This is a genomic window from Gramella sp. Hel_I_59 (assembly GCF_006714895.1).
Lineage (GTDB): Bacteria > Bacteroidota > Bacteroidia > Flavobacteriales > Flavobacteriaceae > Christiangramia.
In genome coordinates this window covers 334,293-360,678 of the sequence record NZ_VFME01000001.1, presented here as the reverse complement: position 1 = coordinate 360,678, position 26,386 = coordinate 334,293, and the positions used below count along the sequence as shown (strand labels likewise).

Below are 26,386 nucleotides of genomic sequence, written 5' to 3'. Positions count from 1 at the left end.
TACTAGCCGAGACCTACGTCCAGCGTCATCATTACCATGAAACCTCCAATAAAACCAAGGGTTGAAATATCAGTGAAATTTCCCTGTTGTGCTTCCGGGACCACCTCCTCTACCACTACAAATATCATCGCACCCGCAGCAAAACATAGAGCATAAGGTAAGATTGGTTCAAAGGTCATTACTGCCCAGGCACCAAGCACCGCCGCAAAAGGCTCCACGATCGCAGAAAGCTGACCATAATTAAAACTTTTCCATCGGCTCAATCCCTGCCTTCTTAAAGGCATAGCTACCGCAAATCCTTCCGGGAAGTTCTGCAGTCCAATACCAATGGCCAGAGCTACCGCACCACCAATGCTGGCACCTTCAAATCCCGCGGCAACACCACCAAACAGAACACCTACGGCAAGACCTTCAGGAATATTATGCAGGGTGATAGCCAGCGTTAATAAAACAGATTTATGCCACGGAGTTTTAACCCCTTCAGCTTCACTCATCTTGAAATTTACGTGCAAATGCGGTAAAACCTTGTCAAGCCCAAATATGAATAATGCACCCAATCCAAATCCAACCAGCGCCGGGATGGTCTTTTCAAACCCTTCGCCGGGACTCATCTCTATTCCGGGAGCCAGCAAACTCCAGAAACTCGCTGCAACCATGACACCACCGGTAAAACCTAGCATTCCATCAAAAAAAGCACGGTTCATTCCTTTAAACAGGAAAACCAGCGATGCTCCCAATGCCGTAAGTCCCCAAGTAAAAAGGGTCGCATACAATGCTGCAAGTACCGGATCCAATTGTTCAAAATAGCTAATTAATGCTTCCATTCTAAGTTGTTTTTATATATAAGTTAGCTGAGATCTGGTTTGAGATCATCAATACATTATCATCCATTTCGATCAACATTGATTGATCAAAATCTTCTTTTTGCTTCACCTTTACGGTCGCTCCCAGGGAAATATTGTTCTTGTCAAGATATTGCAGAAATTCTGTAGACGAATCTTTCACACCCACACAAATCCCGGTTTGATCAGTTTTAAGTTCAGACAATAACACGCGATTGGGTACAGAAAAGTTCCCTTCAGAATCTGGAATTGGGTCTCCATGTGGATCTCGTTGTGGGAATCCCAAAAACCTGTCAAGTTCTGCAGTTAGCTTTTCAGACTTAATATGCTCCAATTGCTCTGCCACTTCATGTACCTCATCCCAGTTAAAATTGAGTTTTTCCACAAGAAATACTTCCCATAATCGATGTTTTCGAATCACTTCGATGGCGGCAGCTCTACCCTCTTCACTAAGTTTTACTCCCTGATATTTCTTATAATTCACCAGGCTCTTTTCTGAAAGTCTCTTGATCATATCGGTCACCGAGGAGGCTTTGGTTTGCATTTCCTCGGCAAGCGCGTTCGTACTCACCCCATTTTTATAGGAATTCTGCAGATGAAATATGGCTTTGAGGTAATTCTCTTCAGATAAGCTAAACATAAATTACATTTTAATAGCACCAAAAATACATTTTTTATTCAATAAATCTGTTTTTTAGTCTTGTCTAAATATATTTTATATCTTCGTAAAAAAAATAATGCGATTTATATCTTTTTTCCTCTTCGGAATTATATCCATTTCCAGTTTTTCCCAGGATTCTGAAATCACCGGAACCATTAGTTCTTCTGAAGGTACCGTGGCATTCGCCAGTATCTATACTGAAGGGGAGGCTTATGGTACAAGTGCTGATGACAATGGTGATTACAGTCTGAAGCTTCCTGCTGGTGAGTATAAGCTGATCATAAAATCTCAGGGTTTCAGGACAGTTTACAGGAATATCAAGCTCGAACAGGCAAAAATGATATTGAACATCGAAATGGAAGTAGATCCAAACGGACTGGACGAAATTGTGGTTACCGGGACCAGAACTGCCAAAAGACGTACAGATTCTCCGGTCATTGTAAACCTTATTAATAGCGAAACCCTGGAACAGGTTGTTGCGACAGATCTTTCTGATGGGTTACGTTTTCAGCCGGGACTACGAATCGAAAAAGATTGCCAGACCTGTAATTACACCCAACTGCGTATGAATGGATTGCAAGGCGGATACTCACAGATCCTGGTGAACGGTCGTCCAATCTTTAGTCCGCTAACCGGATTGTATGGTTTAGAACAAATTCCGGTGAACATGATCGAGCGTATAGAGGTTGTTCGCGGTGGAGTTTCAGCTTTATATGGTTCCAGTGCCATAGGAGGGACAGTCAATGTGATCACCAAAATTCCGAAGAAAAATTCATACAGTCTTAGCTATACTTTCGAGAACATTGATGGCGATGCAAACCAGGATATTTTAAATGGAAACGCTACGGTAGTCTCCAAAGATTATAAAGCAGGAGCAAATTTTTTCGTTAATCGAAGGACCCGGGAATTATACGATGCGAATGGCGATAACTATTCTGAATTGCCGGAACTCAAAGACAATGCTTTTGGAGTCAATGCTTTTTATCTTCCAACTGAAGATTCCAAGATCAATTTAAGCTTGAGTAGTTTGTATGAATACCGTTACGGTGGTGAAATGGTGGAAGGCCCAGCTTATCTGGCACAACAGAGTGAAGAGAGAACTCATAATGTTTTAATGGGAAGCCTGGATTACCAGGTAAATTTCAATGATGACAAGAGTTCAATAATCCTCTATTATGGTGGTCAATCCACAAAGCGTGACCATTACACCGGGATCATTCCAGATGATGAAATCGAGAAACAGCAGTTTTTTGCCAATCCTCCTTACGGAACTTCGGAAGTGGAAACGCACCAGGGAGGTGGGCAGTTTAACCAGCGAATCGACAATTTTTTTGGTGGAACCACTACGCTTACTACGGGCGCAGAATTCGTATATGATGATGTGTACGATATCATCCCTTCTTACAATTACCTCATCGATCAAACGACCCGGAATTTTGGAGCGTTCTTTCAAAATGACTGGGATGTTACCGAGAACCTTAATTTCCTTTCAGGCTTTAGAGTCGATAAACACAATCTGGTAGATGATGCAATTGTGAGTCCGCGTCTTTCTTTGCTGTACAAACTAAAAGAAACCACGCAGTTTAGACTAGGTTGGGGAACAGGTTTCCGTGCTCCGCAGGCTTTTGACACAGATCTGCACATCGCATTTGCCGGAGGCGGAATTTCCAGAATTTCACTGGCAGAAGACCTGTTCGAAGAGCGAAGTAACAGTTTTACTGCATCTATTAATTATGATCGAGCTACCGAGCATTTTATTTGGGGTTATACCCTGGAAGGCTTTTATACCAAACTCAATGACGCATTTTATCTTTTTCCGCTAGGAGAAGATCAATTTGGTGAGCGTTTTGAAAAACGTAATGGTGCGGGCGCTACTGTAAAAGGTTTCACCCTGGAAACCAGAGCCAATTTTGATTATCTCTTTGAATTGGAAGCAGGATTCACACTACAGTCCAGCAAGTTTGAAGAACCCGTTGAAAACATTGAAGGACTGGAAGCGAAAAGAGATTTTCTTCGTACACCGAACGATTATGGCTACGCAACGCTTACTTACACACCGGGCAAACGCTTCAATGCAAGTGCTAACCTCGTATACACAGGAGAAATGGATATTGTGCATTTTGCCGGTGAAGGAACGGGACAGGATGTAGACGAATATGATATCACGCCCAGTTTTGCTGAATTAAGTCTGCGTTTGGGTTATAACATTCCGCTGGATAGAGTGAATTCAAATATGGAGATCTTTGGGGGAGTTAAGAACGTCACCAATGCTTACCAGGAAGATTTTGATATTGGGAAGAACCGTGATAGTAATTATGTATATGGACCTGGAAATCCCCGTTCTGTATTCATAGGTCTTAAAATAGAATCCTTATAATATGAAGTTTTCGGTAATCCTTGCTGCTTTACTCTTTGTTCTTTCTGCGGAAACTTCAGCACAAAAGAAGTCTGAAGTAGAATGGCTCACTTTTGAACAGTTGTATGATTCCCTTCAGCAGAAACCGAAAAAGGTTTTTATAGACTTTTATGCCGACTGGTGTGCGCCCTGCAAAAGAATGGATGAAGAAGTTTTTTCTTCCGAAGCAGTTCAGAAGAGATTAAGAAAAGATTATTACGCAGTAAAATTTGATGTTGAAAGTGAGGATACTGTCCGCTTTGGGGGTCAGGTGTTTATTAATGAACGACTAAACCGAAGAAATCCCGTTCACAAGATCGCCCTGCTAATGGCCAGACGTAAGAACAGGCCATTTTCGCTACCGGCAATGGTATTTCTGGATGAAAATTTCAAAGCCACAGCAAGGTATTTTCAATATCTCAACAAGGATCAGTTCCTGGAAATACTGGAGAATTAAAGTCCGCGTTCCTTCTGAATCTGTTCGTAGGCGTCCTGAACTTTTCTAAATTTCTCTTCAGCTCCTTTTTTATAGGCTTCATCCATATCCCCTAATTTATCCGGATGATATTTTTTCGCCATAGTTCGGTAAGCCTTTTTAACTTCAGCGTCTGTCGCAGATTTCTCGATTTCCAAAATCGTATAAGCGCTATTAGTGCTTTTAAAGAACATTGCCTTGATACTTTCAAAATCTCTGGCTCCAATTTGAAGATGACCTGCGATCTCCTTAATGATAACCGCTTCAGCTTCACTTACGCGACCATCGGCCTGGGCAATTCCGAAGAGAAAATGAATAATTTGAAGCCTGGTAGGATATTTTGTTCTTGCAGCTAGATACCTGGAAATATTATAAGCCGAAACCTGACGATTCTTAACTACTTCGTTAAAAGTTCGAAAAGTGGCATTCGCACGTTCCTTTCCATAAGCCTGTATAAAATATGCGCGAACATAATCAAGTTCCTGCTGGGAGACATTCCCATCTGCCTTGATCACAATGGAACTTAATGAAAGTAAATTAAGTTCAAAATCTCCGGGAGAAACTGTTTGCTTCTGTCCCCCAGCCATTGATTTAAACAGACCACCAGAGGTGCGTATATAATTATCCAGCAGGGAACCTACTATAAATCCAAGAATAGCACCGGGAAACCTGAAGTACATGTATCCCAGAACTGCGGCAAGCCATTTGATCATCGGGCAATTTTCTTTAGCCGCAAAGATAACATTTTAGTGTTGTAATCTATAATCGGCTTCATGAGTTCGCAACGAAATGATCATAAACTGAACCTATTAGTACATAGTAATTTGAGATATGTAAGCTGAACTTAATTTGGTACCTTTGTGCTTCAATAAAGTTTAATAAAAAGAATTGATATATGTATCCAGCAGATTTAGTAAAACCAATGAGAGAGGATCTTACTAGTATTGGTTTTGAAGAATTACACACAGTAGAAGATGTTGAGCAGGCTATGGAAAAGAAGGGAACTACTTTGGTAGTAGTGAATTCTGTTTGTGGTTGTGCAGCAGCGAACGCAAGACCGGGAGCTAGAATGTCTTTACAGAATAGCAAAAAACCAGACAATCTGGTAACTGTTTTTGCAGGTGTAGATAAAGAAGCAACAGACAAAGCGAGAGATCTTATGGTACCATTCCCTCCTTCTTCGCCATCTATGGCATTGTTCAAGGACGGTGAATTAGTACACATGCTAGAGCGTCACCATATTGAAGGTCGTCCTGCAGATATGATCGCTGAAAATCTTATTGGAGCTTATAACGAGTTCTGCTAAGAATCACCTTATATAATTTAAGACCACGCAGTTTCCTGCGTGGTTTTTTTATACCTCAGTTCTAGATTTCGCTATTTTTGGTATTTTTATAGCCTATGGAAAAAATTCTTGCTTACCCGCTTTCGGTAATTTTCTATTTCTTCTTTTTTCTGAATTTACTCCTTTTTCATCCTATCCAGTGGGTATGCCTGAAACTTGGAGGATATGAAGCACATAAAAAAAGTGTGGATATCTTTAATCTCTTCCTCTTGCGTTGCCTGAATCTTCTGGGAACTACTTTCGATATTCAGAAACCTGCAAATATTCCTACAGAACGCACGGTGATTTTTGTTTCCAACCATCAGGGAATGTATGATATACCCCCGCTCATCTGGTATTTTAGAAAACATCATCCCAAATTCGTTAGTAAAAAAGAATTAGGTCATGGTATTCCAAGTATTTCCTTCAATTTAAGACATGGCGGTTCAGTATTGATAGATCGTAAGAACAGAAGAGAGTCGCTGCAAAAAATGTCGGCTTTTGGAGATTATCTAAAAACCACCAAACGTTCTGCTGTTATATTTCCTGAAGGAACGCGTAGTAGAACTGGCGAACCCAAGGAATTCAGAAGAAACGGGATGTTGATGCTATTTAAAAAGAATCCGGAAGCACTCGTAGTTCCAATTACCATCAATAACTCCTGGAAACTTTTCAAATACGGAAATTTCCCAATGGGAATAGGCGTAAATATGACCTTAAAAGCACATGACCCAATAGAAATATCCTCTATGGATGCTGAAAGTCTTATCGCTAAAATAGAAAGAACCATTATCGCAGATATTAAATAATTATGACCGAAGAATTGCTGATCGAACATACGATCGCTTATGTAAAGGAAACATTGCAGAATGCTGAAGGAGGTCACGACTGGTTTCATATTGAAAGAGTTTATAAGAATAGTCTGAATATTGCAGCTTCTGAAGAAGCAGATCTTCTGGTCGTGAAATTGGGCGCATTGCTACATGATATAGCCGACTCAAAATTTCATGGTGGAGATGATACGGTAGGCCCGGCGAAGGCTAGAGAATTTCTACAGACTCAAAAGGTTTCAGAAGAGATCATAGATCATGTGGTAAAGATCATTGAGAATATTTCTTTTAAGGGCGGAAATGTTCAGCAGCAATTTCGATCTATGGAACTTGATATCGTTCAGGATGCCGACAGGCTGGATGCACTTGGTGCCATTGGGATCGCCAGAACTTTCAATTATGGTGGTTTTAAGAACAGACCCCTTTACGATCCTGAGATCAAGCCAAACCTTAATATGAGCAAGGAAGAGTACAAAGCTTCCCTGGCTCCTACCATCAATCATTTTTACGAGAAACTGCTGTTGCTGAAAGAGCGCATGAATACAGCTACCGGTAGAAAAATCGCAGAACAGCGTCATGCTTTTATGGAAGTTTTCCTTGACCAGTTCTATGCTGAATGGGATGGAAAAAAATAAAGGCCGATACATTTCTGTATCGACCTTTAATAAATCAATTTCCTTCAGTATTATCCTTTTAACAGACTAGCCTCTTTATCTTTTAAATGTTCCGCATAGAAGCCCATCATGGCTTTATACAGATCGAGTCGGTTTTCCTCTTTCCCGAATCCGTGGCCTTCGTCATACTTTACCATATAAGGGACTTCAACTCCGCGAGCTCTCAAGCTTTCCACAATCTGGTCTGCTTCATCAATATTCACCCGTGGATCATTTGCTCCCTGCACTACAAATAGCGGCTTTTTGATTTTATCCACATGCAGCGCAGGTGAAATTTCATTCATGATTGCCTGTTCTTCAGCATTGTCAGGATTATACCAGATCTTGTACATGATCTCCCTGTATTTTTCCCAGTATGGCGGGATGGTTTGCATGAACGTGTTTAGATTGCTTACTCCAACATAATCCACACCACAGGCATATTTTTCAGGAGTTTTGGTCATTCCGCGAAGCACTGCATAACCACCATGACTTCCACCGTAAATAGCAACTTTATCTTTATCTACCCAACCCTGATCGATCACGAAGTCTATTCCGTCTTCGACATCATCCATTGCTTTGCGGCCTATTTCTCCAAAACCAGCTTTTAGAAATTCTTTTCCGTATCCACCTGAAATTCTAAAATTCACATGAAGGGTGGCATAACCGCGACTGGCGAAAAGCTGAGCTTCAGGATTAAAACCCCAGGAATCTCTAATTCCCTGTGGCCCGCCATGTGGATTCACGATAAGTGGTAATTGCTGTCCCGCTTTGTAATCTTGTGGAAGCGTGATATATCCATAAATGCTTTTGCCATCCCGGCTTTCAAAAGTGATCGGCTTCATAGAGGCCATATCCTCCGGCTTTAATTGCGGTAATAACTTATATAGCAAAGTTACTTCGTCTTTCTCCACATCGTACAGGTAATACTCGCCAACGATCTTATCGCTGGTCACAGCGATCATATATTTACTTTCATCATCTGTTCTGCCAGCTGTATAGAATTGTTTGTCTCCAAACTCCTTTTTTAGTCTTCCGTAGATCTTTTTATAGGTTTCACTTACAGGAACCACTACGGTTTTTTCACCGGTGTAGCTGAAGTAGTCAATTTCGTAATCACGCTTTCTCGACAGCGTCAACCCGGAAACATCAAATGTTTCATTACTGAAGATCGTTTCAATCTTCTTATTCTGCTTTAGATCATAGATCTGAATTTCGGTTTTATCACCATCCAGATTGGAAACTACATACGCATGATCAGGATTTTCAGAAGTTACACTTAGTGAAGCTATACTGAAGGAATCGCTAAAATCTGTATATTTTATCTGTTTGAACTCCCCATCGATCTTATATAGAAGTTCGGTGTTCACTCCGTCAACGATTCTGGTAATTGCACGCAGATTCCCTTCCCGATCAAAATCATAACCCGCTACCGGGTCATCCCCTTCGCTTACAGTATAAAGCTTCGTGATCTCTCCACTGTTAACGTTCAGGCGATATGGTTCTTCCTGTTGCAGATTGTCCTTGTTCATCTGTACGATCACATGGTCCTTATCTTCTTTCAGAGAGGCGATTATATTAGCTCTAACGCCTTCGAATGGCGTGAGGTCAAGGTTATTTTCTCCGGAAATATCTACTCCATAAACATGGTAATTTTCATCGCCACCCTTGTCCTGCATATAGACAATACGATCTTTACTCGCCCAGGCAAACCCACGAATAAGGTCCTCTTCCTGTTTTTTAAGCAATGTTTCTTTTTCCGAAGCAACTTCTTTCAGGTATAGATCCCGTTCTCCTGAAGCTCTTCGTTTCATATATCCAATGTATTTTCCATTTGGAGATAATTTAAACGAGAATGCTTCCGGAGTTTTGAAGTAGTCTTCGACTGAATATTTGTAGTTCCCAGATTCCAGGGCGGCCAGTCTGGCTAGCTCTTCCTTACTTGATGGCAATGTGGTATTTCCCGGTTTTTCTTTCACGATCTTATGTAATTTTAGCGGGTATTCATGTCCCGCTTGTTGATAGGTTCCTTCTATATTTTTACCATTTACAGTTCCGGTATAGGTCATTTGTAGTTTACCGGAATTAATGGTTAAGGTTTCGTCCTGCAAAACTACCGAATCGAGTTCGGAAGCCCGGTAGTACTAATAAAACATTAGGATTTTGATCTACAGAATCTGGCAGCCGATTAGACCAATGTTTGATTTTGAAGTAACCTATTTTAACTCCTGACAGTCGGGACAGAAATAGGTACTTCTTCCACCGATTTTTATCATCTCAATTTTGCCTTTGCCATTAGGACATTCTCCGCCTGCATCGCGATGACCACGCAGGTAGGAATCTGGAATGTTTTCACCTTCGGTTTTGCTTTTTGTAACAGTTTCCAGGATGATATTCATCTTTTTGAACATTGCCTTTAGATCCTTGTCACTGAGATTCTCGCATTTCGATTTTGGATGAATTCCTGTTTGAAACAGCATCTCGTCAACATAAAGGTTCCCTAACCCGGCGATAAAAGCCTGGTCCATTAATGCAGTTTTCACATTGCCTTTTTTATTGCTGAAAAGCTCTATAAATTCTTCTTCTGAAACTTCAGTGGCGTGCGGTCCAAGTTTCTTCTCCTTTCTGAAGTTTTCAATATCATCAGTAAGAAATAGTTTGCCAAATTTCCGCGGACAGATAAAAGACAGTTTGCCGCCATTGTCGAAAGTAAGCGTTAGCTGAGCATGTTTATGGAAATCATCATGCTGGAAGAAGTCCATTCTGCCCGTCATTCCGAAGTGAACTACCAGAAAACCATCCTTCACTAGTTCCAGAAAAAGATATTTACCAATTTGAGAAACTGCCTTGATCTCATTCCCTTGAAGTCTATCCTTAAACTCTTGTTTAGGGGATTGGAAGATCTTGTCTGCACCCGTATCCACCTTTACAATCTTCTGATGAAGGCTGGTGGAATCAATATATAATTTTTGATAGGCGACTTCTGGTAATTCTGGCATCTTATTTCAAAGTTAATTTAGCAATTTGTTTCTTTCTCTTTAATCTACCCTGAAAAATAATCTGTTCTCCATTATTCAGAAATATTCCTTCAGACACACCAAATGCAACATCGGCATCGTCTTCAGGAACAATGATCTGATAATTGAAATCACCATTTTTATCGATTTCTATGGCGAACATATTCATATTTTTATTTCTCGCATCTGGAAACCCAATACGATCCTTACTCATTTTTTTTACTTTATCATTCCCATTTATAAAGAATAAAAGTTTTCCATCTTTATAGGTACTGGAGTAAGATGCAGCTGGATCGAGTACCAGAGCGGTTTGGCCTTTATTAATATTTCTTGACCAGATCAAATCTCCATCCGGATCAAGTTTAACAGCTATGATATCCATGAAAAAATAATTGATATAAGAATTACCCATCTGGCCACCATTCACAAATCTCACGAAATGTTCTTCTCCAGCTAAGATCAAATTGTTATCGGCATCTATGTGTGAATTTCTAAAAACGATATTTCTTAGATCTTTATCTTTATCCTTCCCGTATTTGTCGATAATGAACTGGTCTGAGAATGGTGAGTATTTTGAACTTTGAATGCTAAGATCGTCTGGGTTTATACTGAAATGAACCACTCCTTTGTAACGCGTATCCTTACGATCTGAGTAAAATCCAGCACATATAATCTTATTCTCACCGATTACCGTAGTCAAGGAAGCTGCAAATTTATCGTCGCTATCAAACTACAAACTTTTTTTTCCTGAAGCATCGATCTTATAGAGCTCATAGAAATACTTTCCTCCATCCTCTTTACTTTTTGCTTCTTTCGGGCTAGTCCTACCTAATAGGTAAACGGTACCGTCCTTATCACTTATATCAACATTCTGAATCGTAAATTTCCGGTCAGGAATATCGCTGCTGAAGGAGTGCTCATAGATTTTCTTCAGGTCTTTATCGAAGACGTAAATGCTGTGGCTTTCTTTTTCATTATCCTTAATGTCCTGATAAAATGCAATATAATTTCTATTTCTGGAAACACTCATTTCCCCGGAAGCGTCCTGATCTTCCTTGCCCATTCCAAATATGCTCTTACTCCAAATATTTTCTAGAATATTCTTCTTATACTCAGAGAATGGAATACTGAAAAGAACTGAGCTCTCAAATACAAACTTATCCATATCGGTTTTGTGCATCACATATTGAAGTTCCTCGGCATCTGCATTTTGTAGATACTCTACAAGCATTAATTTCGAATCTTTAGTAAATGCATCAAGAATTCTACTTCGTTTATTATCCATTTGCATTTCATATTCTTCAACAAGTTTTAGCTGCTCGTTGTAATGTTCAATGTAGCAGCCCTTATTATAATTTCTGCCAATTATAACACCTCTTTTACCATCTTCAACAGAAAATGCCAGCGTAGTCATCTTTTTACTATCCTTAAATGTTTCCGATATTTTTACATCAATTGGAGTAGCTATATTTTGAGCTGTAAATTCGGTAACTGCCCCTGTTACAATAATAAACAAGATGAAAAGCTTTTTCATTTTTACTGATTTTAGTTCGTATCTACTAAAATATTCAATTTTAACGAAAATAACGTTTGCATCTAAAAAAGCTTTGTCTGTCCGTATTTGTATTCCTCATGTAGCTTGCAGTTTAGACTGGGCTTTTTACGATCCTGCAGATACATTTTACGGGCGATTTTAAACTGCTGCTTTACCTGTTCAGCAAACTGGCCTTCTCCCTTCATTCGAGTACCAAACCTACTATCGTTAAGGCTACCTCCATGAATATCTGCAATCTGGTTTAAAACTTTATCGGCCCTATCTGGCATAGATTTTTTAATCCAGTCTGTAAAGATCTCCCCAATACTCCCATTCAATCGCACGATCGTATAGCCCACACCCAGCGCACCTCGATTTGCCACTTCCCGAACCAGCGGCATAATTTCATGATTATTGATCGACGGAATGATAGGTGCCATCATCACACTCACCGGAATATTAGCCGCAGAAAGTTTCTCTACAGTTTCCAGTCTTTTTATGATGCTTGCAGTTCTTGGTTCAAGGATTCTACGGGTATGTTCCTGCAGCGTGGTGATACTTATATTTACGTGTACGAGCCTATCCTGAGCCAGTTCTCTTAGAATATCCATATCGCGTAAGATGAGGGAGTTCTTGGTGATCATTCCAACAGGATGCCGGTATTTCAAAAAGGTTTGCAGTAAACTTCTGGTGATCTTCAGTTCCTTTTCAATAGGCTGATAACAATCGGTATTTCCAGATAGCACAATGGGTCTTGCCTGCCAGGATTTGCTTTTTAGTTTTTTCTCTAAAAGTTCAACAGAATTTCTTTTTACCAGGATCTTTTGTTCGAAATCCAGACCGGCGCTATAACCCCAGAATTCATGACTGTTGCGGGCGTAGCAGTAAATACAGCCGTGTTCACAACCCTGGTATGGATTTAATGAAAAGTCCATTCCAACATCGGGACTGGTTACTTTGTTCACGATACTCTTCGGAAAGGTTTCAATAGTTGTGGTTTTAAAATTAACCGCCTCTTCCCCTTCAGCATCACAATAGTTTAAAAAGTCATCCCTGGTTTCATGACTATGCGCATCAAACTTATTACTGCTGTTTTTCTGGGCACCTCTGCCTTTGATAAAATCCTCATAACTCATAATCCTAAATTATGGAATTATTCCTTTTTAATGGATTTTGTCCTAGTTAATTTTCAAAGAAAAGGCTCCTTCTTCAAATTAAGATTTTCAGAAAGGAACCTGTATTTTATTTATTAGGGAAGTCGGCTTTACGCTTGTTTAGAAATGCTGAAGTTCCTTCTTTAAAATCATCAGTCCCAAAACTATCACCGAAACCTTTTACTTCCACTTCAAATCCATCAACACCAACTTCATAGTTTGCATTGATCGCTTTGATCGCTGTGGAAATGGCCACCATGGAGTTCTTCATGATCTTTTGAGCCAGGCTCACAGCCAGTTCCATCAACTCTTCCTGAGAAGTTACATGGTTCACCAGGTTGTATTGCAAGGCCTGGTTTGCATCGATCATTCCCGCGGTCATGATCATTTCCATCGCACGACCTTTTCCTACCAGTTGTGGTAATCTTTGAGTTCCACCATATCCCGGGATCACTCCAAGAGACACTTCCGGCAGTCCCATTTTAGCATTATCACTGGCAATTCTAAAATGAGCTGCCATGGCAAGTTCTAGTCCGCCACCAAGAGCAAAACCATTTACAGCTGCAATTACAGGTTTGGGAAAATTGGCTACATAATCAAAAAGCTTTTCCTGTCCATCTGCTGAAAGTTTCTTCCCCTCTTTTGGTGAGTAGTCGGCAAATTCACTAATATCTGCTCCAGCTACAAAAGCCTTCTCTCCGCTTCCCGTAATAATAACGACTTTTACCTCGTCATTATCCTTCGCCGCCTTAAAAGCTTGGTGAAGCTCAAGAATCGTCTCTCTATTAAGAGCATTTAGCTTCTTTGGTCGATCTATAGTGATCGTTAATATTTCGTTTTCAATCTCTTCTAAAATGTTCTGATAACTCATAATCTTTATTTTGGAAATCGTACGTTAAAGATAGTGCCTTTATTTTGTTTGGAAACAAAGCTAATCGTCCCCTTATAAGTTTCCACGATATTCTTTACCATGGCAAGGCCTAATCCCATTCCGCTTGATTTCGTAGTGAATTTAGGTTCAAAAACCTTCGTTTTATTTTCTTCGGAAATACCCATTCCATTATCGGAAACCGAAATAAGAACGGTATTCTCCTCTTCTTCGACCGCCACCATAATTCGAGGATCATCTACGTCCTGAAGCGCCTGAGTAGCATTTTTTACCAGGTTTGTCACTACCCGAATTAATTGGGTACGGTCAAATTTCGCCAGGATCTCTTCCTGGTCACATTGAAATTCAATGTATTTCTCATTGAAAATATCCAGTGCTAGCTTTACGATCTTAGGCACATTCAAAGTTTCATTTTGTTGCGCCGGCATTTTTGCAAAGTTCGAGAATGCCGAAGCGATAGAACTCATAGTGTCGATCTGGTTGATGAGCGTTTCGCTGTATTCATCAACCTTATGATGAATGTCGGGATCTTCCGGATCAAAATTACGCTGAAAACTTTGTACACTCAAACGCATCGGTGTCAACGGATTCTTGATCTCATGTGCTACCTGCTTCGCCATTTCCCGCCAGGCTTGTTCACGCTCATTGGTGGCCAATTTAACCGCACTCTCCTCCAGCTCATCGATCATACTGTTATATGCCGAAACCAGTGCATAGATCTCTTCTGTTGCATTGGAGAGTTCGATCTTCTGGTTTCGTTTGTCCAGTCTGGTCTGGTTGATCTTTTCAGAAATGATCTTAAGCGATTTAGTGATATATTTTGAAAGAAAGAATGACAGAATAATAGCTATCAATAGCATAAAAAGATAGACCTCTGCCATGCGTACCAGGAAATTGTTTAAATCCCTGTTGAGCAGACTATCATCCTGAACATATGGTAAGTAAAGAATTGCCAGTGGCTTAAATTTTCCATCGGTAATATAACTGTATGAAGACTGGTATTTCTGCCCGTTGACTTCAGTTTTCTTCAAATAATGCTTGGTAGTGGTCGCGTCCAGCTTACTTAGCACACTTTCTGGAATACTTACAGTAGTGGAATCTTTAAAAAATGATTCATTAGACTTGATAATAAGGCTTCCGTCAAGATCATAAATATGGATCTGCATTTCATGAACTTCGGCCATTTCATCGATCTTATCCCTTTCAGTAAAAATAGGTCCAAGATTCTCTGTGTCTACAACATAAGTAGTACTGGCAAGTACGAATTTGATGTTTTCAAGGATCGCTCTCTGTTTACGCTCCAGCCGTTCTTCGTGATAACTTTCAGCTTCCTGTTTATATTGGTACACTGTCACCCCAAAAATTAGAATAGACGCCCCGAGAACCAACAGGATCATAGAGATAAAAATTCTAGTTCTTAAGGATAATTTAAGCATCTTCATATAGGCAGGCTTCGCTTCAAGGCAACAATTATCGAACCATTTCAGGCATTGGGATTCCTCGAGCGTATTCTTTTGTATAATTTAATCCCCAGCATTAACATGATCCCAAGTAGAAAAATACCCAGAACTCCGTAGATCCAGTTAATAGCATCGCGCACGATAACCAGGAAAATTACTGAAAACAGGATAAGCGTGCTTCCCTCATTCCAGATGCGCATCCCGTTCGAAGTCCAGTTAATAATCCCTTTCTGCAGTTCTTTGAAAATTAGATGGGTCTTAAAGTGATAGGCGAATAATAGCACTACAAAACCAAGTTTCACATGCATCCAGGGTTGCTCAAGCCAGCCAGGAACCATTGCCAGTAATGTAAAGGCGAAAGCGCTCGCCAGGATCGCGGAAGGCCAGGTGATAATGAACCAGAGCCTTTTCGCCATCAGTTTTAGCTGGTCTCCGAGAATCGTTTTATCGGGTTCTGGCTTTTCTGCAGCTTCGATCTGGTATACGAATAAGCGCGGAATATAAAAAAGCCCGGCAAACCACGTAATTACGAAAATAAGGTGCAGGGCTTTGATATAATTATAGTACTCCATTTAGTCTTCAGTCTCTACGAATAGATAATTAAGATCCATCGCATTAAATTCCTTATTAAAAGCTTTTACTTCTTCTTCTAAAAGCTGGTCAAATTTATTCAATTCTTCGTTGATACTGGCAGTAAGTTGGTCTTTAACTGCAATATCCTGCTGCGTTGGTGGAAAATCGTCCATTCCTACGAGACTATTCAAATGCGCCAGTTTATTGGTGAGTTTTATCGGGAAATTTAGCGGATCCTGGTTACTGCGATTCCTGGTCTGGTAAAGCGCATTTTCTATTTCTGAAAGTTCCTCACTAAGGGTTTTTGCTTTTTCCAGCAAGGGTTTTACCTGCTCATTGTTTTTATACTGCTTCTGAAAATCCTGCAATTGCGCATCGACCTTTCTCATTTTTTTGATGGATTGGTGAGCCTTGTCTACGGTTTTATTCACGCTGGAAATAAAATCGTATTGTTTTTGCATTCCAGCCAGATCGGTTTCGGCATTCGCATCTGCTAAAATCTCGAAATCCTGTCTCATCACCTCATCTTCCACTTCCAGAACTACCTTGTAATTTCCGGGAACCGCTTGCGGAGCATCTGTACTCGCCCACCAAAGGATCATTCCGTCAAGTCGCTCAGCGCCTTCGCCACGCATATCCCAAACATGCTGATTGGCTCCTTTGCTTACTTCCAGTTTGTTCTTTTCTGCTTCAGAAGAGAAGCTCTGAATAGTATCATTTTCAGCATTTAAATAGCTTAACTTCACTTTCTTCACTTCAGGATCCTTCAGAAAAAAATAGGTCATCACTCCGGCAGGATGGTTCGTCCCGGCTGTAGCACTTTCTCTAGATCTGCCATCCATTCTATAGGAAGCTTTCGGCTTAAATAAATGATCCTGATCCTTTTCAACTGAGTTCAACTGGTGTAACAGGCTTAGATCATCAATGATCCAGAGACTTCTTCCCTGCGTAGCCACGATCAAATTGTTTTCTTTAATGGCAAGATCGGTGATTGGAACGATTGGCAGATTTAACTGAAAAGCTTTCCAGTTCGCTCCGTCATCAAATGAAATATACATCCCGGTCTCAGTTCCTGCATAAAGCAAGCCTTGCTTTTCAGGATCTTCACGAACCACCCTCGTAAAATGTTCCGAAGAAATTCCTGTAGTGATCTTTTTCCAGGAATTCCCATAGTTGGTCGTTTTGTATAAATAAGGAGCAAAATCTCCCAGTTTGTACCTGGTTCCCGCGATATAAGCTGTGCCTTCATCAAAAACCGAAGGTTCAATGCTATTGATCATCATCCACTCCGGCATTCCTTTGGGAGTTACATTTTCCCAGTTTTTTCCACCATCCCTGGAAACATGCACAAGGCCGTCATCACTTCCAGTCCAAAGCAAGCCTTCCTTTAAAGGCGACTCTGCAGCAGCGAAAATAGTACTGTAATACTCTACGGAAGTATTATCCTGAGTGATAGGCCCTCCTGAAGACTTTTGTTTCGACTTGTCATTTCTCGTAAGATCAGGACTAATTTCTTCCCAGCTTTCCCCTTCATTCTTGGTCATATGCAAATGATTGGACGCGGTATACAATTTATCAGGATTATGTGGAGAGAAGAAAATTGGGAAATTCCACTGGAAACGATATTTGAGATCTTCAGCTCCATGACCCATTGGATTGTCTGGCCAGACACTAATACTCCGCACGGTCCCGGTCTCATGATTATACCGGGTTAGAAATCCATCATAACTTCCACCATACACGATCTCAGGATTTTCAGGATCTACGGCAATATGTGCGCTTTCTCCTCCGGCTGTAGATTCCCAGTCGCCTTCGCCAATGCTTCCACCTTCTGTTCTATGCCTGATTCTAACCGTAGAATTATCCTGCTGTGCCGCATATATTCTATACGGAAATGAATTATCTGTAGTTACCCTATAAAACTGTGAAGTCGGCTGGTTATGATAAGTACTCCAGGTTTCACCACCGTCGTAGGTAATTTGTGCTCCACCATCGTCGCCCATGATCATTCTTTGGGAATCATCTGGAGCGATCCATAAATCATGGTGATCGCCGTGTGGTGCATTGGCAGAACTGTAAGTCTTACCACCATCGGTACTTGTATGATAATTCACATTGAGCACATATACCTTGTCTTCATCTTCGGAGTCGGCATAGATTCGTGTATAATACCAGGCACGTTGTCGCAGGCTACGGTCGTCGTTGATCAAATTCCAGGTTTCACCCGCATCGTCACTCCGATAAACGCCTCCTTTTTCTTTATTTTCAACAATAGCCCAGACTCTTTCGCTGTTTGCCGGAGAGACGGTCACACCAATGATCCCTAAAGTATCCTTCGGAAAACCATTATTTTCTGAAATTTCCTTCCAGGTTTCCCCGCTATCTGTACTTTTCCATAAAGCTGATCCCTCTCCTCCACTGCTAAGACTGTAAGGCGTACGCTGAACATTCCATGTACTCGCATATAAAACTCGCGGATTGTTAGGATCCATAATTAGATCTACCGCACCGGCATCTGCATTAGAAAAAAGAACTTTTTTCCAGTTCTTACCACCATCGGTAGATTTATAAACTCCCCGTTCTTCGGTAGGTTTGTAAATATTTCCAAGAACCGCTGCATATACAGTATTGTAATCCTTCGGATGAATTACGATTCTGGGAACATGCCGACTGTTTTTTAATCCAGCGGAAGTCCAGGTCTTCCCGGCATCTTCAGTTTTCCAGATTCCGTAGCCAGAAGAAACATTTCCACGAACCGTTTTTTCTCCACCTCCCACATACATCACATTTGGATCGCTTTTGGCAACCTCAATGGCGCCAATGGAACCTCCAAAATAACCATCAGATATATTGCTCCAGCTGCGACCTCCATTCGTTGTTTTCCATACACCACCGCCCGCAGCGCCAAAATAGAAAAGATTTGGCTTGCCGGGAACACCGGTTACTGCAGCACTTCGTCCACCTCGAAACGGACCGATTAGTCGATATTCCAGAGCTCCGTAAAGTTCTTCGGAATTTTCCTGTGCAATATGTTTTTGTGAATTGAAAAGAGTGGCGATCAGAAAAAGAACTGATAGCCTAAGTAGAGATTGGTTCATAGAAAATCGTTTAGTCTGCTTTAAAGATAAGGATTTACTATAATTTTCAAGCTTCTGAAGTTTACTTGAGCGTATGCCGAATCTCACGATTCAGGAAATAGGCAGTAATGATGGTAGAAAGCACATCGGCAATTGGAAAAGAGATCCAGACGCCGAGTTCTCCATAGTACTTCGGAAGAATTAAAACCAGCGGAATAAAGATAAATCCCTGTCGCGATAGGGTTAGTAAAAATGCAGGCACAGCTTTCCCAATTGCCTGGAAATATGCGGCGCCAATTAGTTGAATAGTTACGATTGGAATTGCTGCAAAAACCCAGCGCATTGCTGAAGGTGTTTGCTCCAGAATACTTGGTTCCGTGGTAAATATTGCGACGATATCTGGCGCGAAAATCATGATTCCGCCAAAGATCAAAAGCCCCATCAGGAAGGAGTATAAAATGGCCGTATTGATGCTTTTTCGAACGCGGCTGAAGTTCTCTGCCCCGTAATTAAAACCAGCAATGGGCAGAAATCCCTGGGTGACTCCGAGAACCGGGAAAAGTGCGAACATCAGCATCCGAGCAATGATCGCATATACGGTGATCGATTCTTCTCCACCAAGATCAAAAAGAATATTATTCATTAAAAGATAGGTCACACTCACTACTGCCTGCCTGGCCAGAGTGACAACTCCCAATGCTGAAATTTCCTTCAGAATAGGAAAATCCATGTTGAAATGAGAAAAACTGATCTTTAATTCTGAGTTCTTCGAAAGAAAAAACCAGATAATATAAGCCATGCAGAAGAAATAGGATGCAGTTGTTGCCAGGGCGGCACCTTCCATTCCCATATTCAGCTTATTGATAAGAATATAATCCAGAATAAGATTGACTACAGAGGGAATGATCATCGCGATCATGGCAAAACGAGGTTTTCCCTCTGCCCGAATTACGTTGTTCCCCATCATAGCTAGCGCCAGCATAGGTACACCGCAGAGTACGATGATATAATAGATCTTTGCAGGATCGAAGATCTCGCCCATTCCTCCAAATGCAGGAATGAGATCATCAACGAATATCAACCCCGGGATTACCAGGCCTATCGATAAAACTAATGTTAGCGTGATCTGGTTTCCAAAGGTTCGTAAGGCTTTAGAATCTTCATTTGCGCCAAGCGCCCGGGAAATGATCGAACTTCCACCTATCCCGATAGCCATTCCCAAAGCTGCTATAAAAAAAGAGACTGGTAAAACAACATTGATAGCCGCAATTGCAATCGGACCTATCCAATTTCCAACAAAAATAGTATCTACCAAGATGTTCAATGACATCACCAATATGCCTACAGATGCCGGTAAAGCTTGTTGAATAAGAAGTTTACCAATGGGTTTATCACCCAGTTCTTTAGAATTACGAACGGCCATTAAGCCTCAACCGGAGTTTGCTGTGTTGCCCACTCATCGATCCATCTGGATAATACTTTTACCCAATCTTCACGATCGTTCAAACATGGAACTACAGAGAAATCTTTTCCACCAACTTCATGGAAGATCTCTTCGCCTTCCATGGCAATTTCTTCCAGTGTTTCCAGACAATCTGATACGAAAGCCGGAGTTACAATGGCTAATTTCTTCATTCCCTGTTTTCCAAATCTTTCGATGGTTCTATCTGTATAAGGTTTTAACCATGGGTCGAATCCTAATCGTGACTGGAAGGAAACGCTATAAGTATTAGGCTTCATTCCCAAATGTTCCGCAACCAACCTTGTAGTTTCAAAGCATTGGTGGCGATAACAGAACTGGTGAGCAGACGATGCCGTCTGGCAACAGGAGCCGTCTATCTTACAATGTGAGCTGGTCACATCACTTTTACGAATATGTCTTTCGGGAACGCCATGATAAGAAAATAACAAGTGCTCGTATTCTTTTCCTTCAAGATTCTCTGCGATACTATTTGCCAGTGTTCGCACGTAATCTGGATGATTATAGAATGGTGGTACTGTCGTAAAGCTCATCTCAGGAAAAAATTCCTTGCGTAACTCTTCAGCCAAAACAAGAATAGTTTCAGTAGTAGCCATGGCGAATTGTGGATACAATGGAAAAAGCAGCACTTCGTCCACTCCTTTATCCTTTAATTCCTGTAAGCCCTGTTTAATATTTGGAGTTCCATACCTCATTGCCAAAGCAATTGGTACAGATGTCTTTTCATCAATTTTATTCTGAAGTCTTTCTGAAAGTACAATTAACGGGGAACCTTCATCCCACCAGATCTTCTGGTAAGCTTCAGCAGATTTTTTAGGACGGGTGTTCAATACAATTCCCTTTACCAGTAGTGTTCTGGCCCAGTATGGCACATCGATCACTCGCTCATCCATAAGGAATTCACCTAAATATTTCTTGACATCTTTGGGGTCGGTACTGTCTGGAGAACCCAGATTTACCAGCAATACGCCTTTACTCATAATTTTTCTTTTTCAACTCAAAAATAATACTAACTGGTCTATTGAAATACAATTTATAATTAGTGTTCTCTATGATTCAATAATCAGTTAGCTAACTGACAATGTATATTTCTTCGGCGTGGTTCCAAATTTCTTTTTAAAACCAGCAATAAAGTGACTCGCCGTACTGTAACCAACCTTCAGTCCTACTTCATTTACATTATATTCACCTGTTTCCAGAAGCTTACGTGCATATTCCATTTTATAATCGAACAGAAAGCTATAAACCGAATCGCCATAAATTTGTTTAAAACCTTCTTTTAGCTTTTTAAGACTAAGTCCAATTTCATCTGAAAGTTCCTGAAGAGATGGTGGCTCTGCCATTCTTGCGATCACGATATCTTTTGCTCTCCTAATTTTCTTAATATTCTCTTCATCACTCAAAAACGGACATTGTTCCAGATCTGGATTTTCCGCTTTATTAAAGTACAGACTTAATAATTCAAAAGCTTTCGCTTTAAAATAAAGGTTTTTGATACTGGGAGTCAGATTAAAATTCATGATCTGGTTCAATACTACCGCGGTTGAAGGTGATACCTGAGCATCCTTATAGTATTTTTTATCCTTATTGTCACCGCTTAAAAAAGTGATATAATCTGCTTCCTGAGAAAACAAAGCGTGAAATTTCTTAATGGAAATAACCAGAGAAATTAACCAACTCTCCTTTTCCATGGATAAATGTAGTGGTAGATCGCGCTGCGGATTGTATAGTAAAAGTGAATTCTCTTCAGGAAGTGGTAATTCGTAACTCCCGCTGTTGAAAAGAAACTTGCTGTTTCCCTTCACATTGAAGTGAAATTGAATAAAACTATTATCAATTTCTCGTGACATGATCTTATTCTCATCAGTGTCATTCTGAAACTTCAGTATATAGAAACCATCTTCGATCTTGATTTCTTCTGAAATACTTACAGCGTTATTTTTTTTACTCTCATCCATCCTCAGAAAATTTATTTATTTAGAATCAGTCTAAACAAATCTATTCATAACAGCTTTGTTTACTACAAAAATAGCGCATTTTGAAGATTCGGACTTTAAAAAGCTGATAAATATCATCTATCGACACATTTAGTGCCTCTAGCGTTATTTTTTGAAATACTCTTCTGCTATTTTTGCAAACGTATTTCCAAATCGATACATGGAAGATTATCACATTTCAAGAGGTAAGCATTTTTATACGATAGGTTTAAGCTACAAAAAGGCTGATGCCGAGATCCGGGGACATTTCAGTCTTACGGAACAGGCGAAGGAAAATTTGTTGAAACAGGCCGGCCGCGAAGGTATCGATGGTATTCTTTTAACCTCCACCTGTAATCGTACTGAAATTTACGGTTTCGCAGAACATCCTTTCCAGTTGATCAAATTGCTTTGTGAGCATACTCATGGAACGGTTGAAGAATTTGAGAAAGTGGCCTACGTTTATAAGAACAAACAGGCGATCGCACATATTTTCAGGGTTGGAACAGGACTGGACAGCCAGATCCTAGGTGATTTTGAAATTATAAGTCAGTTAAAGGTTGCTTTTGTACGTTCCAAAAAACTTGGATTGGTAAATGCATTTCTGGAAAGACTTGTTAATGCCGTCATCCAGGCCAGTAAAAGAATTAAGAACGAGACAGAGATTTCGAGTGGAGCGACTTCAGTTTCATTTGCCTCTGTACAATATATATTAAAGAACATCGAGAATGTTTCAGATAAGAACATTCTTCTCTTCGGAACAGGGAAAATAGGTCGTAATACTTGTGAAAATCTGGTAAAACATACCCGTAATAACCATATTACCTTAATCAATAGAACGAAGGATAAAGCTGAAAAAGTTGCTGGTAAGTTTGATCTTATCGTTAAGGATTATGCAGATCTTCAGGCAGAGATAAGAAATAGTGATATTTTGATCGTTGCTACCGGAGCTCAGAATCCTACGGTTTCCAAAGAACTTATTTATTCTAAAAAAGATCTTTTGATCCTTGATCTTTCTATTCCGAAGAACGTTTCAGAAGATGTTGAAGAATTGCCCAACGTGCAGTTGATTCATCTTGATCATTTATCGCAAATGACCGATGAAACACTGGAAAGAAGAAAACAATTCATTCCGCAGGCAAAAGAGATCATTGCTGAAGTTGAAAACGACTTTAACCAATGGCTGGAAACAAGAAAGTTTGCTCCAACGATCAAAGCTTTGAAGAAAAAGCTAAGATCTATGAAGGACGATGAACTGGACTTCCAGCGTAAAAAAATGTCAGATTTTAATGATGAACATGCTGAAATTGTAAGCAATCGTATCATCCAGAAGATCATGAAACATTTTGCAAATCACCTCAAAGGAGATACTGAAACCACGGATGAAAGCCTGGAATTGATCCACAAAGTCTTTCAACTCGAAGAAGTTACCAAATGAGCAAAGTAATTCGAATTGGCACACGCGATAGTGAATTAGCGATGTGGCAAGCCCGCACCGTACAGAACGCATTGGAGCGAACTGGTCATAAAAGTGAACTGGTTCCTGTAAAATCTACTGGCGACCTTAATTTAGATCAACCTTTATATGAAATGGGAATCACCGGGATTTTTACAAAAACCCTGGATGTTGCCATGATCAAAGGCGAAGTAGATATTGCTGTTCATTCCATGAAAGATGTCCCTACGGCTCTACCAAAGGGAATTGTGGAAGCAGCAGTGATGAAACGAGCGAGCAATAAGGATATTCTGGTTCATAAAGGAACTGACTTTCTGGATAACAAAAAAGGAAAGATCGCTACAGGTAGCCTACGCCGAAAAGCGCAATGGCTGAACAAATATCCAGATCACGAGGTCGTTGATCTTCGCGGGAATGTAAATACCCGCATGCAAAAACTTGAAGATAATGAGTGGAATGGCGCCATCTTCGCAGCTGCCGGACTGGAGCGTATCGAGATCAAACCAGAGAACTTTATTGATCTAAACTGGATGATCCCGGCACCGGCTCAGGGAGCGATGCTAATCGTGGCCATGAAGAAAGACGAAGAAAGCCGTAAAGCACTAGCTCTTTTAAACCACCAGGAATCTCAAATTTGTGTACACGTTGAACGTGAATTCCTTAAAGTTCTTGAAGGTGGTTGTACCGCTCCAATTGGAGGCTTAGCCAGAATTCATGATGGTCATATTCATTTTCATGGAGCACTTTTCAGTCTTGATGGTTCTAAAAAAATAGAAGTAGAAAAAAGCGTTCCGGTTTCACAAGTAAATGGATTAGGAACGACCTGCGCTCAGGAAGTTTTAAATAATGGAGGTCTTGAATTGATGCAGCATATCAAAACTGCTTTAAATAATTGATGAATGCCTACCGTACTTTCCACGAAAAAACTAGCACTCAACCAGAAGGAACTACTTTTAAATAGTGGGATTGGATTCGCGGAGTATGATGCTATCGAAATAGAATTTCTGAATTTTGATCTGCCTGAACAAACTATCCAGAATGCCATTTTTACCAGCAAGAATTCATTAAAAGCAATCACATCAAAGCAAATAGATATCACTAATTGCTTTTGTGTAGGAGAGAAAACTGCAATAATGGCTAAGGAGATGGGTTACAATGTTCTGGAAACTACAGCCTATGCTCGTGATTTGGCAAATATCATCATCCAGAATTATCCTGATCGGGAATTTCAGTTTTTCTGCGGGCACTCAAGGCTTGATGAACTTCCGAAGATGCTTCAGCAGCAAAATATACCGCTTAAGGAAATTAAGGTTTATAAAACTACGCTGAACATTCAGCAATTTCGTTCAGATTACGACGGAATTCTATTTTACAGCCCAAGTGGCGTGAAAAGCTATACCAGTAAAAATACGATTGACTCCATTGCATTTTGCATTGGAGATACCACTGCTTCCGAAGCAAAAAAACATACTACCAGCATCGTAACTCCGGGAACCCCCGGCATTGAAAACCTGATCGCCATGGTAGCAAAAACATTTAGAAAAGACTTAAAACATCAGCAATGATCAAGAATGACCTTTTTTTAAAAGCACTTAGAGGTGAAAGCGTAGAACGTCCACCAGTTTGGATGATGAGACAGGCAGGAAGATATCTTCCTGATTTTATGAAGCTTAAAGAGAAATATGACTTTTTCACCCGTTGCCGTACTCCAGAACTTGCTACTGAAATTACGGTAATGCCTATTCGCCAGGTAGGACCAGATGCTGCTATTCTTTTTAGCGATATTCTTGTAGTTCCACAAGCCATGAACATCGAGGTGGAGATGAAGCCTGGGGTTGGCCCGTGGTTGCCAAATCCAGTAGATACTCCCGCTAAAGTAGAACAGGTGATCGTACCAGATGTGCACGAAACTCTTGGTTATGTTTTTGACGCGATCAAGCTTACAAAACAGGAATTAAATGACGAGGTACCACTCATAGGATTCGCCGGCTCTCCATGGACCATTCTTTGTTACTGTGTGCAGGGACAGGGATCTAAAACCTTTGATAAGGCGAAAAGATTCTGTTTCATGGAACCTATCGCCGCGCATAAATTACTTCAGAAAATTACTGATACTACCATCGCATACCTGAAAGAAAAAGTAAAAGCCGGTGTAGATGCCGTGCAGCTTTTCGATTCCTGGGGAGGATTGCTGGAGCCTAATGATTATAAAGAATTCTCATGGCAGTATATGCAACAGATCATCGATGCTTTAAAAGATGAAGTTCCTGTAATTGCTTACGGAAAAGGTTGTTGGTTTGCCTTAAAAGATATGTCACAATCTGGAGCAGCTGCTCTTGGAGTAGACTGGACTTGTGATGCTCGAAATGCTCGTTATTTAAGTGGCGGACAGATCACTTTGCAAGGGAATTTTGATCCTGCCAGGCTTTATTCGAAACCAATCGAAATTAAATATATGGTGAACGATATGATCAAAGCCTTCGGAAAAGATCGTTATATCGCTAACCTTGGTCATGGTATTTTACCAAATATCCCTGTAGATAACGCGAAAGCTTTCGTAGACGCTGTCAAGGAATACAGAGAGTAAATT

At 40.5% G+C, this 26,386-nt stretch carries 24 protein-coding genes; 9 read left to right on the top strand and 15 right to left on the bottom strand.

All coding sequences use genetic code 11. The annotated features are described in order from the left end of the window. Window positions 1-2 precede the first annotated feature (2 nt). The gene (locus tag JM79_RS01710) at window positions 3-824 is read right to left on the bottom strand and encodes a ZIP family metal transporter (RefSeq protein WP_141876511.1); all 822 of its coding nucleotides are present in this window, start codon (window positions 822-824) and stop codon (window positions 3-5) included. A 1-nt stretch (window position 825) separates the two neighbouring features. Then, the gene (locus JM79_RS01705) at window positions 826-1,482 is read right to left on the bottom strand and encodes a metal-dependent transcriptional regulator (RefSeq protein WP_141876510.1); all 657 of its coding nucleotides are present in this window, start codon (window positions 1,480-1,482) and stop codon (window positions 826-828) included. Window positions 1,483-1,579: 97 nt separating this feature from the next. Here JM79_RS01705 and JM79_RS01700 point away from each other — a divergent pair, with 97 nt between their 5' ends. Continuing rightward, on the top strand, window positions 1,580-3,880 hold the full coding sequence (locus JM79_RS01700) for a TonB-dependent receptor (protein ID WP_141876509.1): 2,301 nt from the start codon (window positions 1,580-1,582) through the stop codon (window positions 3,878-3,880). Window position 3,881: 1 nt separating this feature from the next. Beyond that, on the top strand, window positions 3,882-4,355 hold the full coding sequence (locus tag JM79_RS01695; RefSeq protein ID WP_141876508.1) for a thioredoxin family protein: 474 nt from the start codon (window positions 3,882-3,884) through the stop codon (window positions 4,353-4,355). Here the strand turns inward: JM79_RS01695 and JM79_RS01690 are convergent. After that, on the bottom strand, window positions 4,352-5,086 hold the full coding sequence (locus JM79_RS01690) for a TerB family tellurite resistance protein (RefSeq protein ID WP_141876507.1): 735 nt from the start codon (window positions 5,084-5,086) through the stop codon (window positions 4,352-4,354). The two genes, JM79_RS01695 and JM79_RS01690, sit on opposite strands and share 4 nt — an antisense overlap. Window positions 5,087-5,268: 182 nt before the next feature. On the opposite strand from JM79_RS01690, the gene JM79_RS01685 reads away from it, so the two are divergent. The 3 genes from JM79_RS01685 (at window position 5,269) to JM79_RS01675 (ending at window position 7,162) form a co-directional block, all read left to right on the top strand. After that, window positions 5,269-5,679: a BrxA/BrxB family bacilliredoxin gene (locus tag JM79_RS01685; protein ID WP_141876506.1), complete on the top strand. Its 411-nt coding sequence runs from the start codon at window positions 5,269-5,271 to the stop codon at window positions 5,677-5,679. 95 nt (window positions 5,680-5,774) lie between these two features. Next, window positions 5,775-6,506, top strand: a complete 732-nt coding sequence (locus JM79_RS01680; RefSeq protein WP_141876505.1) for a lysophospholipid acyltransferase family protein — start codon at window positions 5,775-5,777, stop codon at window positions 6,504-6,506. A 2-nt stretch (window positions 6,507-6,508) separates the two neighbouring features. Next, the gene (locus JM79_RS01675) at window positions 6,509-7,162 is read left to right on the top strand and encodes an HD domain-containing protein (protein ID WP_141876504.1); all 654 of its coding nucleotides are present in this window, start codon (window positions 6,509-6,511) and stop codon (window positions 7,160-7,162) included. A gap of 50 nt (window positions 7,163-7,212) precedes the next feature. Here the strand turns inward: JM79_RS01675 and JM79_RS01670 are convergent, their stop codons facing one another. The 12 genes from JM79_RS01670 to JM79_RS01615 form a co-directional block, all read right to left on the bottom strand. Continuing rightward, window positions 7,213-9,249, bottom strand: coding sequence for a S9 family peptidase (locus JM79_RS01670; protein WP_141879151.1), 2,037 nt, complete (start codon window positions 9,247-9,249; stop codon window positions 7,213-7,215). A gap of 147 nt (window positions 9,250-9,396) precedes the next feature. Further along, complete coding sequence (locus tag JM79_RS01665) at window positions 9,397-10,179, bottom strand: DNA-formamidopyrimidine glycosylase family protein (RefSeq protein WP_141876503.1); 783 nt, start codon at window positions 10,177-10,179, stop codon at window positions 9,397-9,399. Between the two features lies 1 nt (window position 10,180). Further along, entirely contained in the window at window positions 10,181-10,897 is a 717-nt protein-coding gene (locus JM79_RS01660; RefSeq protein WP_141876502.1) for a hypothetical protein, read from the bottom strand. Window positions 10,898-10,927: 30 nt separating this feature from the next. Then, the gene (locus JM79_RS01655; protein ID WP_141876501.1) at window positions 10,928-11,731 is read right to left on the bottom strand and encodes a hypothetical protein; all 804 of its coding nucleotides are present in this window, start codon (window positions 11,729-11,731) and stop codon (window positions 10,928-10,930) included. A gap of 62 nt (window positions 11,732-11,793) precedes the next feature. Beyond that, a complete protein-coding gene (locus JM79_RS01650; RefSeq protein ID WP_141876500.1) occupies window positions 11,794-12,867 on the bottom strand; it encodes a PA0069 family radical SAM protein in 1,074 nt (357 codons plus the stop codon). Between the two features lie 106 nt (window positions 12,868-12,973). Further along, entirely contained in the window at window positions 12,974-13,756 is a 783-nt protein-coding gene (locus JM79_RS01645; protein ID WP_141876499.1) for an enoyl-CoA hydratase-related protein, read from the bottom strand. 5 nt (window positions 13,757-13,761) lie between these two features. Next, window positions 13,762-15,216, bottom strand: a complete 1,455-nt coding sequence (locus tag JM79_RS01640) for a HAMP domain-containing sensor histidine kinase (RefSeq protein ID WP_141876498.1) — start codon at window positions 15,214-15,216, stop codon at window positions 13,762-13,764. A gap of 41 nt (window positions 15,217-15,257) precedes the next feature. After that, the gene (locus JM79_RS01635; protein ID WP_141876497.1) at window positions 15,258-15,806 is read right to left on the bottom strand and encodes a CopD family protein; all 549 of its coding nucleotides are present in this window, start codon (window positions 15,804-15,806) and stop codon (window positions 15,258-15,260) included. Beyond that, window positions 15,807-18,905: a glycosyl hydrolase gene (locus tag JM79_RS01630; protein ID WP_141876496.1), complete on the bottom strand. Its 3,099-nt coding sequence runs from the start codon at window positions 18,903-18,905 to the stop codon at window positions 15,807-15,809. A gap of 61 nt (window positions 18,906-18,966) precedes the next feature. After that, window positions 18,967-20,307 carry an MATE family efflux transporter gene (locus tag JM79_RS01625; RefSeq protein ID WP_141876495.1) on the bottom strand — a complete coding sequence of 447 codons (1,341 nt, stop codon included), beginning with the start codon at window positions 20,305-20,307 and terminating at the stop codon, window positions 18,967-18,969. Beyond that, complete coding sequence (gene hemH, locus JM79_RS01620) at window positions 20,307-21,344, bottom strand: ferrochelatase (RefSeq protein ID WP_141876494.1); 1,038 nt, start codon at window positions 21,342-21,344, stop codon at window positions 20,307-20,309. Before hemH ends, JM79_RS01625 begins: the two co-directional genes overlap by 1 nt. Before the next feature lie 87 nt (window positions 21,345-21,431). Next, window positions 21,432-22,322 carry an AraC family transcriptional regulator gene (locus JM79_RS01615; protein WP_141876493.1) on the bottom strand — a complete coding sequence of 297 codons (891 nt, stop codon included), beginning with the start codon at window positions 22,320-22,322 and terminating at the stop codon, window positions 21,432-21,434. Between the two features lie 199 nt (window positions 22,323-22,521). On the opposite strand from JM79_RS01615, the gene hemA reads away from it, so the two are divergent. From hemA to hemE, 4 genes are read left to right on the top strand one after another with little or no spacing between them, the layout of a single operon-like run. Further along, window positions 22,522-23,778 carry a glutamyl-tRNA reductase gene (hemA, locus tag JM79_RS01610; protein WP_141876492.1) on the top strand — a complete coding sequence of 419 codons (1,257 nt, stop codon included), beginning with the start codon at window positions 22,522-22,524 and terminating at the stop codon, window positions 23,776-23,778. Beyond that, window positions 23,775-24,692 carry a hydroxymethylbilane synthase gene (gene hemC / locus JM79_RS01605; protein WP_141876491.1) on the top strand — a complete coding sequence of 306 codons (918 nt, stop codon included), beginning with the start codon at window positions 23,775-23,777 and terminating at the stop codon, window positions 24,690-24,692. Before hemA ends, hemC begins: the two co-directional genes overlap by 4 nt. Before the next feature lie 3 nt (window positions 24,693-24,695). Next, window positions 24,696-25,361 (top strand): uroporphyrinogen-III synthase, encoded by a 666-nt coding sequence (locus JM79_RS01600; protein ID WP_141876490.1) that lies wholly within the window; start codon window positions 24,696-24,698, stop codon window positions 25,359-25,361. Next, on the top strand, window positions 25,358-26,383 hold the full coding sequence (gene hemE / locus JM79_RS01595) for a uroporphyrinogen decarboxylase (protein ID WP_141876489.1): 1,026 nt from the start codon (window positions 25,358-25,360) through the stop codon (window positions 26,381-26,383). Before JM79_RS01600 ends, hemE begins: the two co-directional genes overlap by 4 nt. The last annotated feature ends 3 nt before the right edge of the window (window positions 26,384-26,386 follow it).

Excerpts from the sequence above, each read along its gene's own strand:
- JM79_RS01680 (WP_141876505.1), top strand. The coding sequence starts at position 5,775 with ATGGAAAAAATTCTTGCTTACCCGCTTTCGGTAATTTTCTATTTCTTC.
- JM79_RS01625 (WP_141876495.1), bottom strand. The coding sequence starts at position 20,307 with ATGGCCGTTCGTAATTCTAAAGAACTGGGTGATAAACCCATTGGTAAA.
- JM79_RS01690 (WP_141876507.1), bottom strand. The coding sequence starts at position 5,086 with ATGATCAAATGGCTTGCCGCAGTTCTGGGATACATGTACTTCAGGTTT.
- JM79_RS01600 (WP_141876490.1), top strand. The coding sequence starts at position 24,696 with ATGCCTACCGTACTTTCCACGAAAAAACTAGCACTCAACCAGAAGGAA.
- JM79_RS01670 (WP_141879151.1), bottom strand. The coding sequence starts at position 9,249 with ATGACCTATACCGGAACTGTAAATGGTAAAAATATAGAAGGAACCTAT.
- JM79_RS01695 (WP_141876508.1), top strand. The coding sequence starts at position 3,882 with ATGAAGTTTTCGGTAATCCTTGCTGCTTTACTCTTTGTTCTTTCTGCG.
- hemC (WP_141876491.1), top strand. The coding sequence starts at position 23,775 with ATGAGCAAAGTAATTCGAATTGGCACACGCGATAGTGAATTAGCGATG.
- hemA (WP_141876492.1), top strand. The coding sequence starts at position 22,522 with ATGGAAGATTATCACATTTCAAGAGGTAAGCATTTTTATACGATAGGT.
- JM79_RS01630 (WP_141876496.1), bottom strand. The coding sequence starts at position 18,905 with ATGAACCAATCTCTACTTAGGCTATCAGTTCTTTTTCTGATCGCCACT.
- JM79_RS01700 (WP_141876509.1), top strand. The coding sequence starts at position 1,580 with ATGCGATTTATATCTTTTTTCCTCTTCGGAATTATATCCATTTCCAGT.
- JM79_RS01705 (WP_141876510.1), bottom strand. The coding sequence starts at position 1,482 with ATGTTTAGCTTATCTGAAGAGAATTACCTCAAAGCCATATTTCATCTG.
- hemE (WP_141876489.1), top strand. The coding sequence starts at position 25,358 with ATGATCAAGAATGACCTTTTTTTAAAAGCACTTAGAGGTGAAAGCGTA.
- JM79_RS01645 (WP_141876499.1), bottom strand. The coding sequence starts at position 13,756 with ATGAGTTATCAGAACATTTTAGAAGAGATTGAAAACGAAATATTAACG.
- JM79_RS01635 (WP_141876497.1), bottom strand. The coding sequence starts at position 15,806 with ATGGAGTACTATAATTATATCAAAGCCCTGCACCTTATTTTCGTAATT.
- JM79_RS01710 (WP_141876511.1), bottom strand. The coding sequence starts at position 824 with ATGGAAGCATTAATTAGCTATTTTGAACAATTGGATCCGGTACTTGCA.
- JM79_RS01675 (WP_141876504.1), top strand. The coding sequence starts at position 6,509 with ATGACCGAAGAATTGCTGATCGAACATACGATCGCTTATGTAAAGGAA.
- hemH (WP_141876494.1), bottom strand. The coding sequence starts at position 21,344 with ATGAGTAAAGGCGTATTGCTGGTAAATCTGGGTTCTCCAGACAGTACC.
- JM79_RS01640 (WP_141876498.1), bottom strand. The coding sequence starts at position 15,216 with ATGAAGATGCTTAAATTATCCTTAAGAACTAGAATTTTTATCTCTATG.
- JM79_RS01650 (WP_141876500.1), bottom strand. The coding sequence starts at position 12,867 with ATGAGTTATGAGGATTTTATCAAAGGCAGAGGTGCCCAGAAAAACAGC.
- JM79_RS01665 (WP_141876503.1), bottom strand. The coding sequence starts at position 10,179 with ATGCCAGAATTACCAGAAGTCGCCTATCAAAAATTATATATTGATTCC.
- JM79_RS01615 (WP_141876493.1), bottom strand. The coding sequence starts at position 22,322 with ATGGATGAGAGTAAAAAAAATAACGCTGTAAGTATTTCAGAAGAAATC.
- JM79_RS01685 (WP_141876506.1), top strand. The coding sequence starts at position 5,269 with ATGTATCCAGCAGATTTAGTAAAACCAATGAGAGAGGATCTTACTAGT.
- JM79_RS01655 (WP_141876501.1), bottom strand. The coding sequence starts at position 11,731 with ATGAAAAAGCTTTTCATCTTGTTTATTATTGTAACAGGGGCAGTTACC.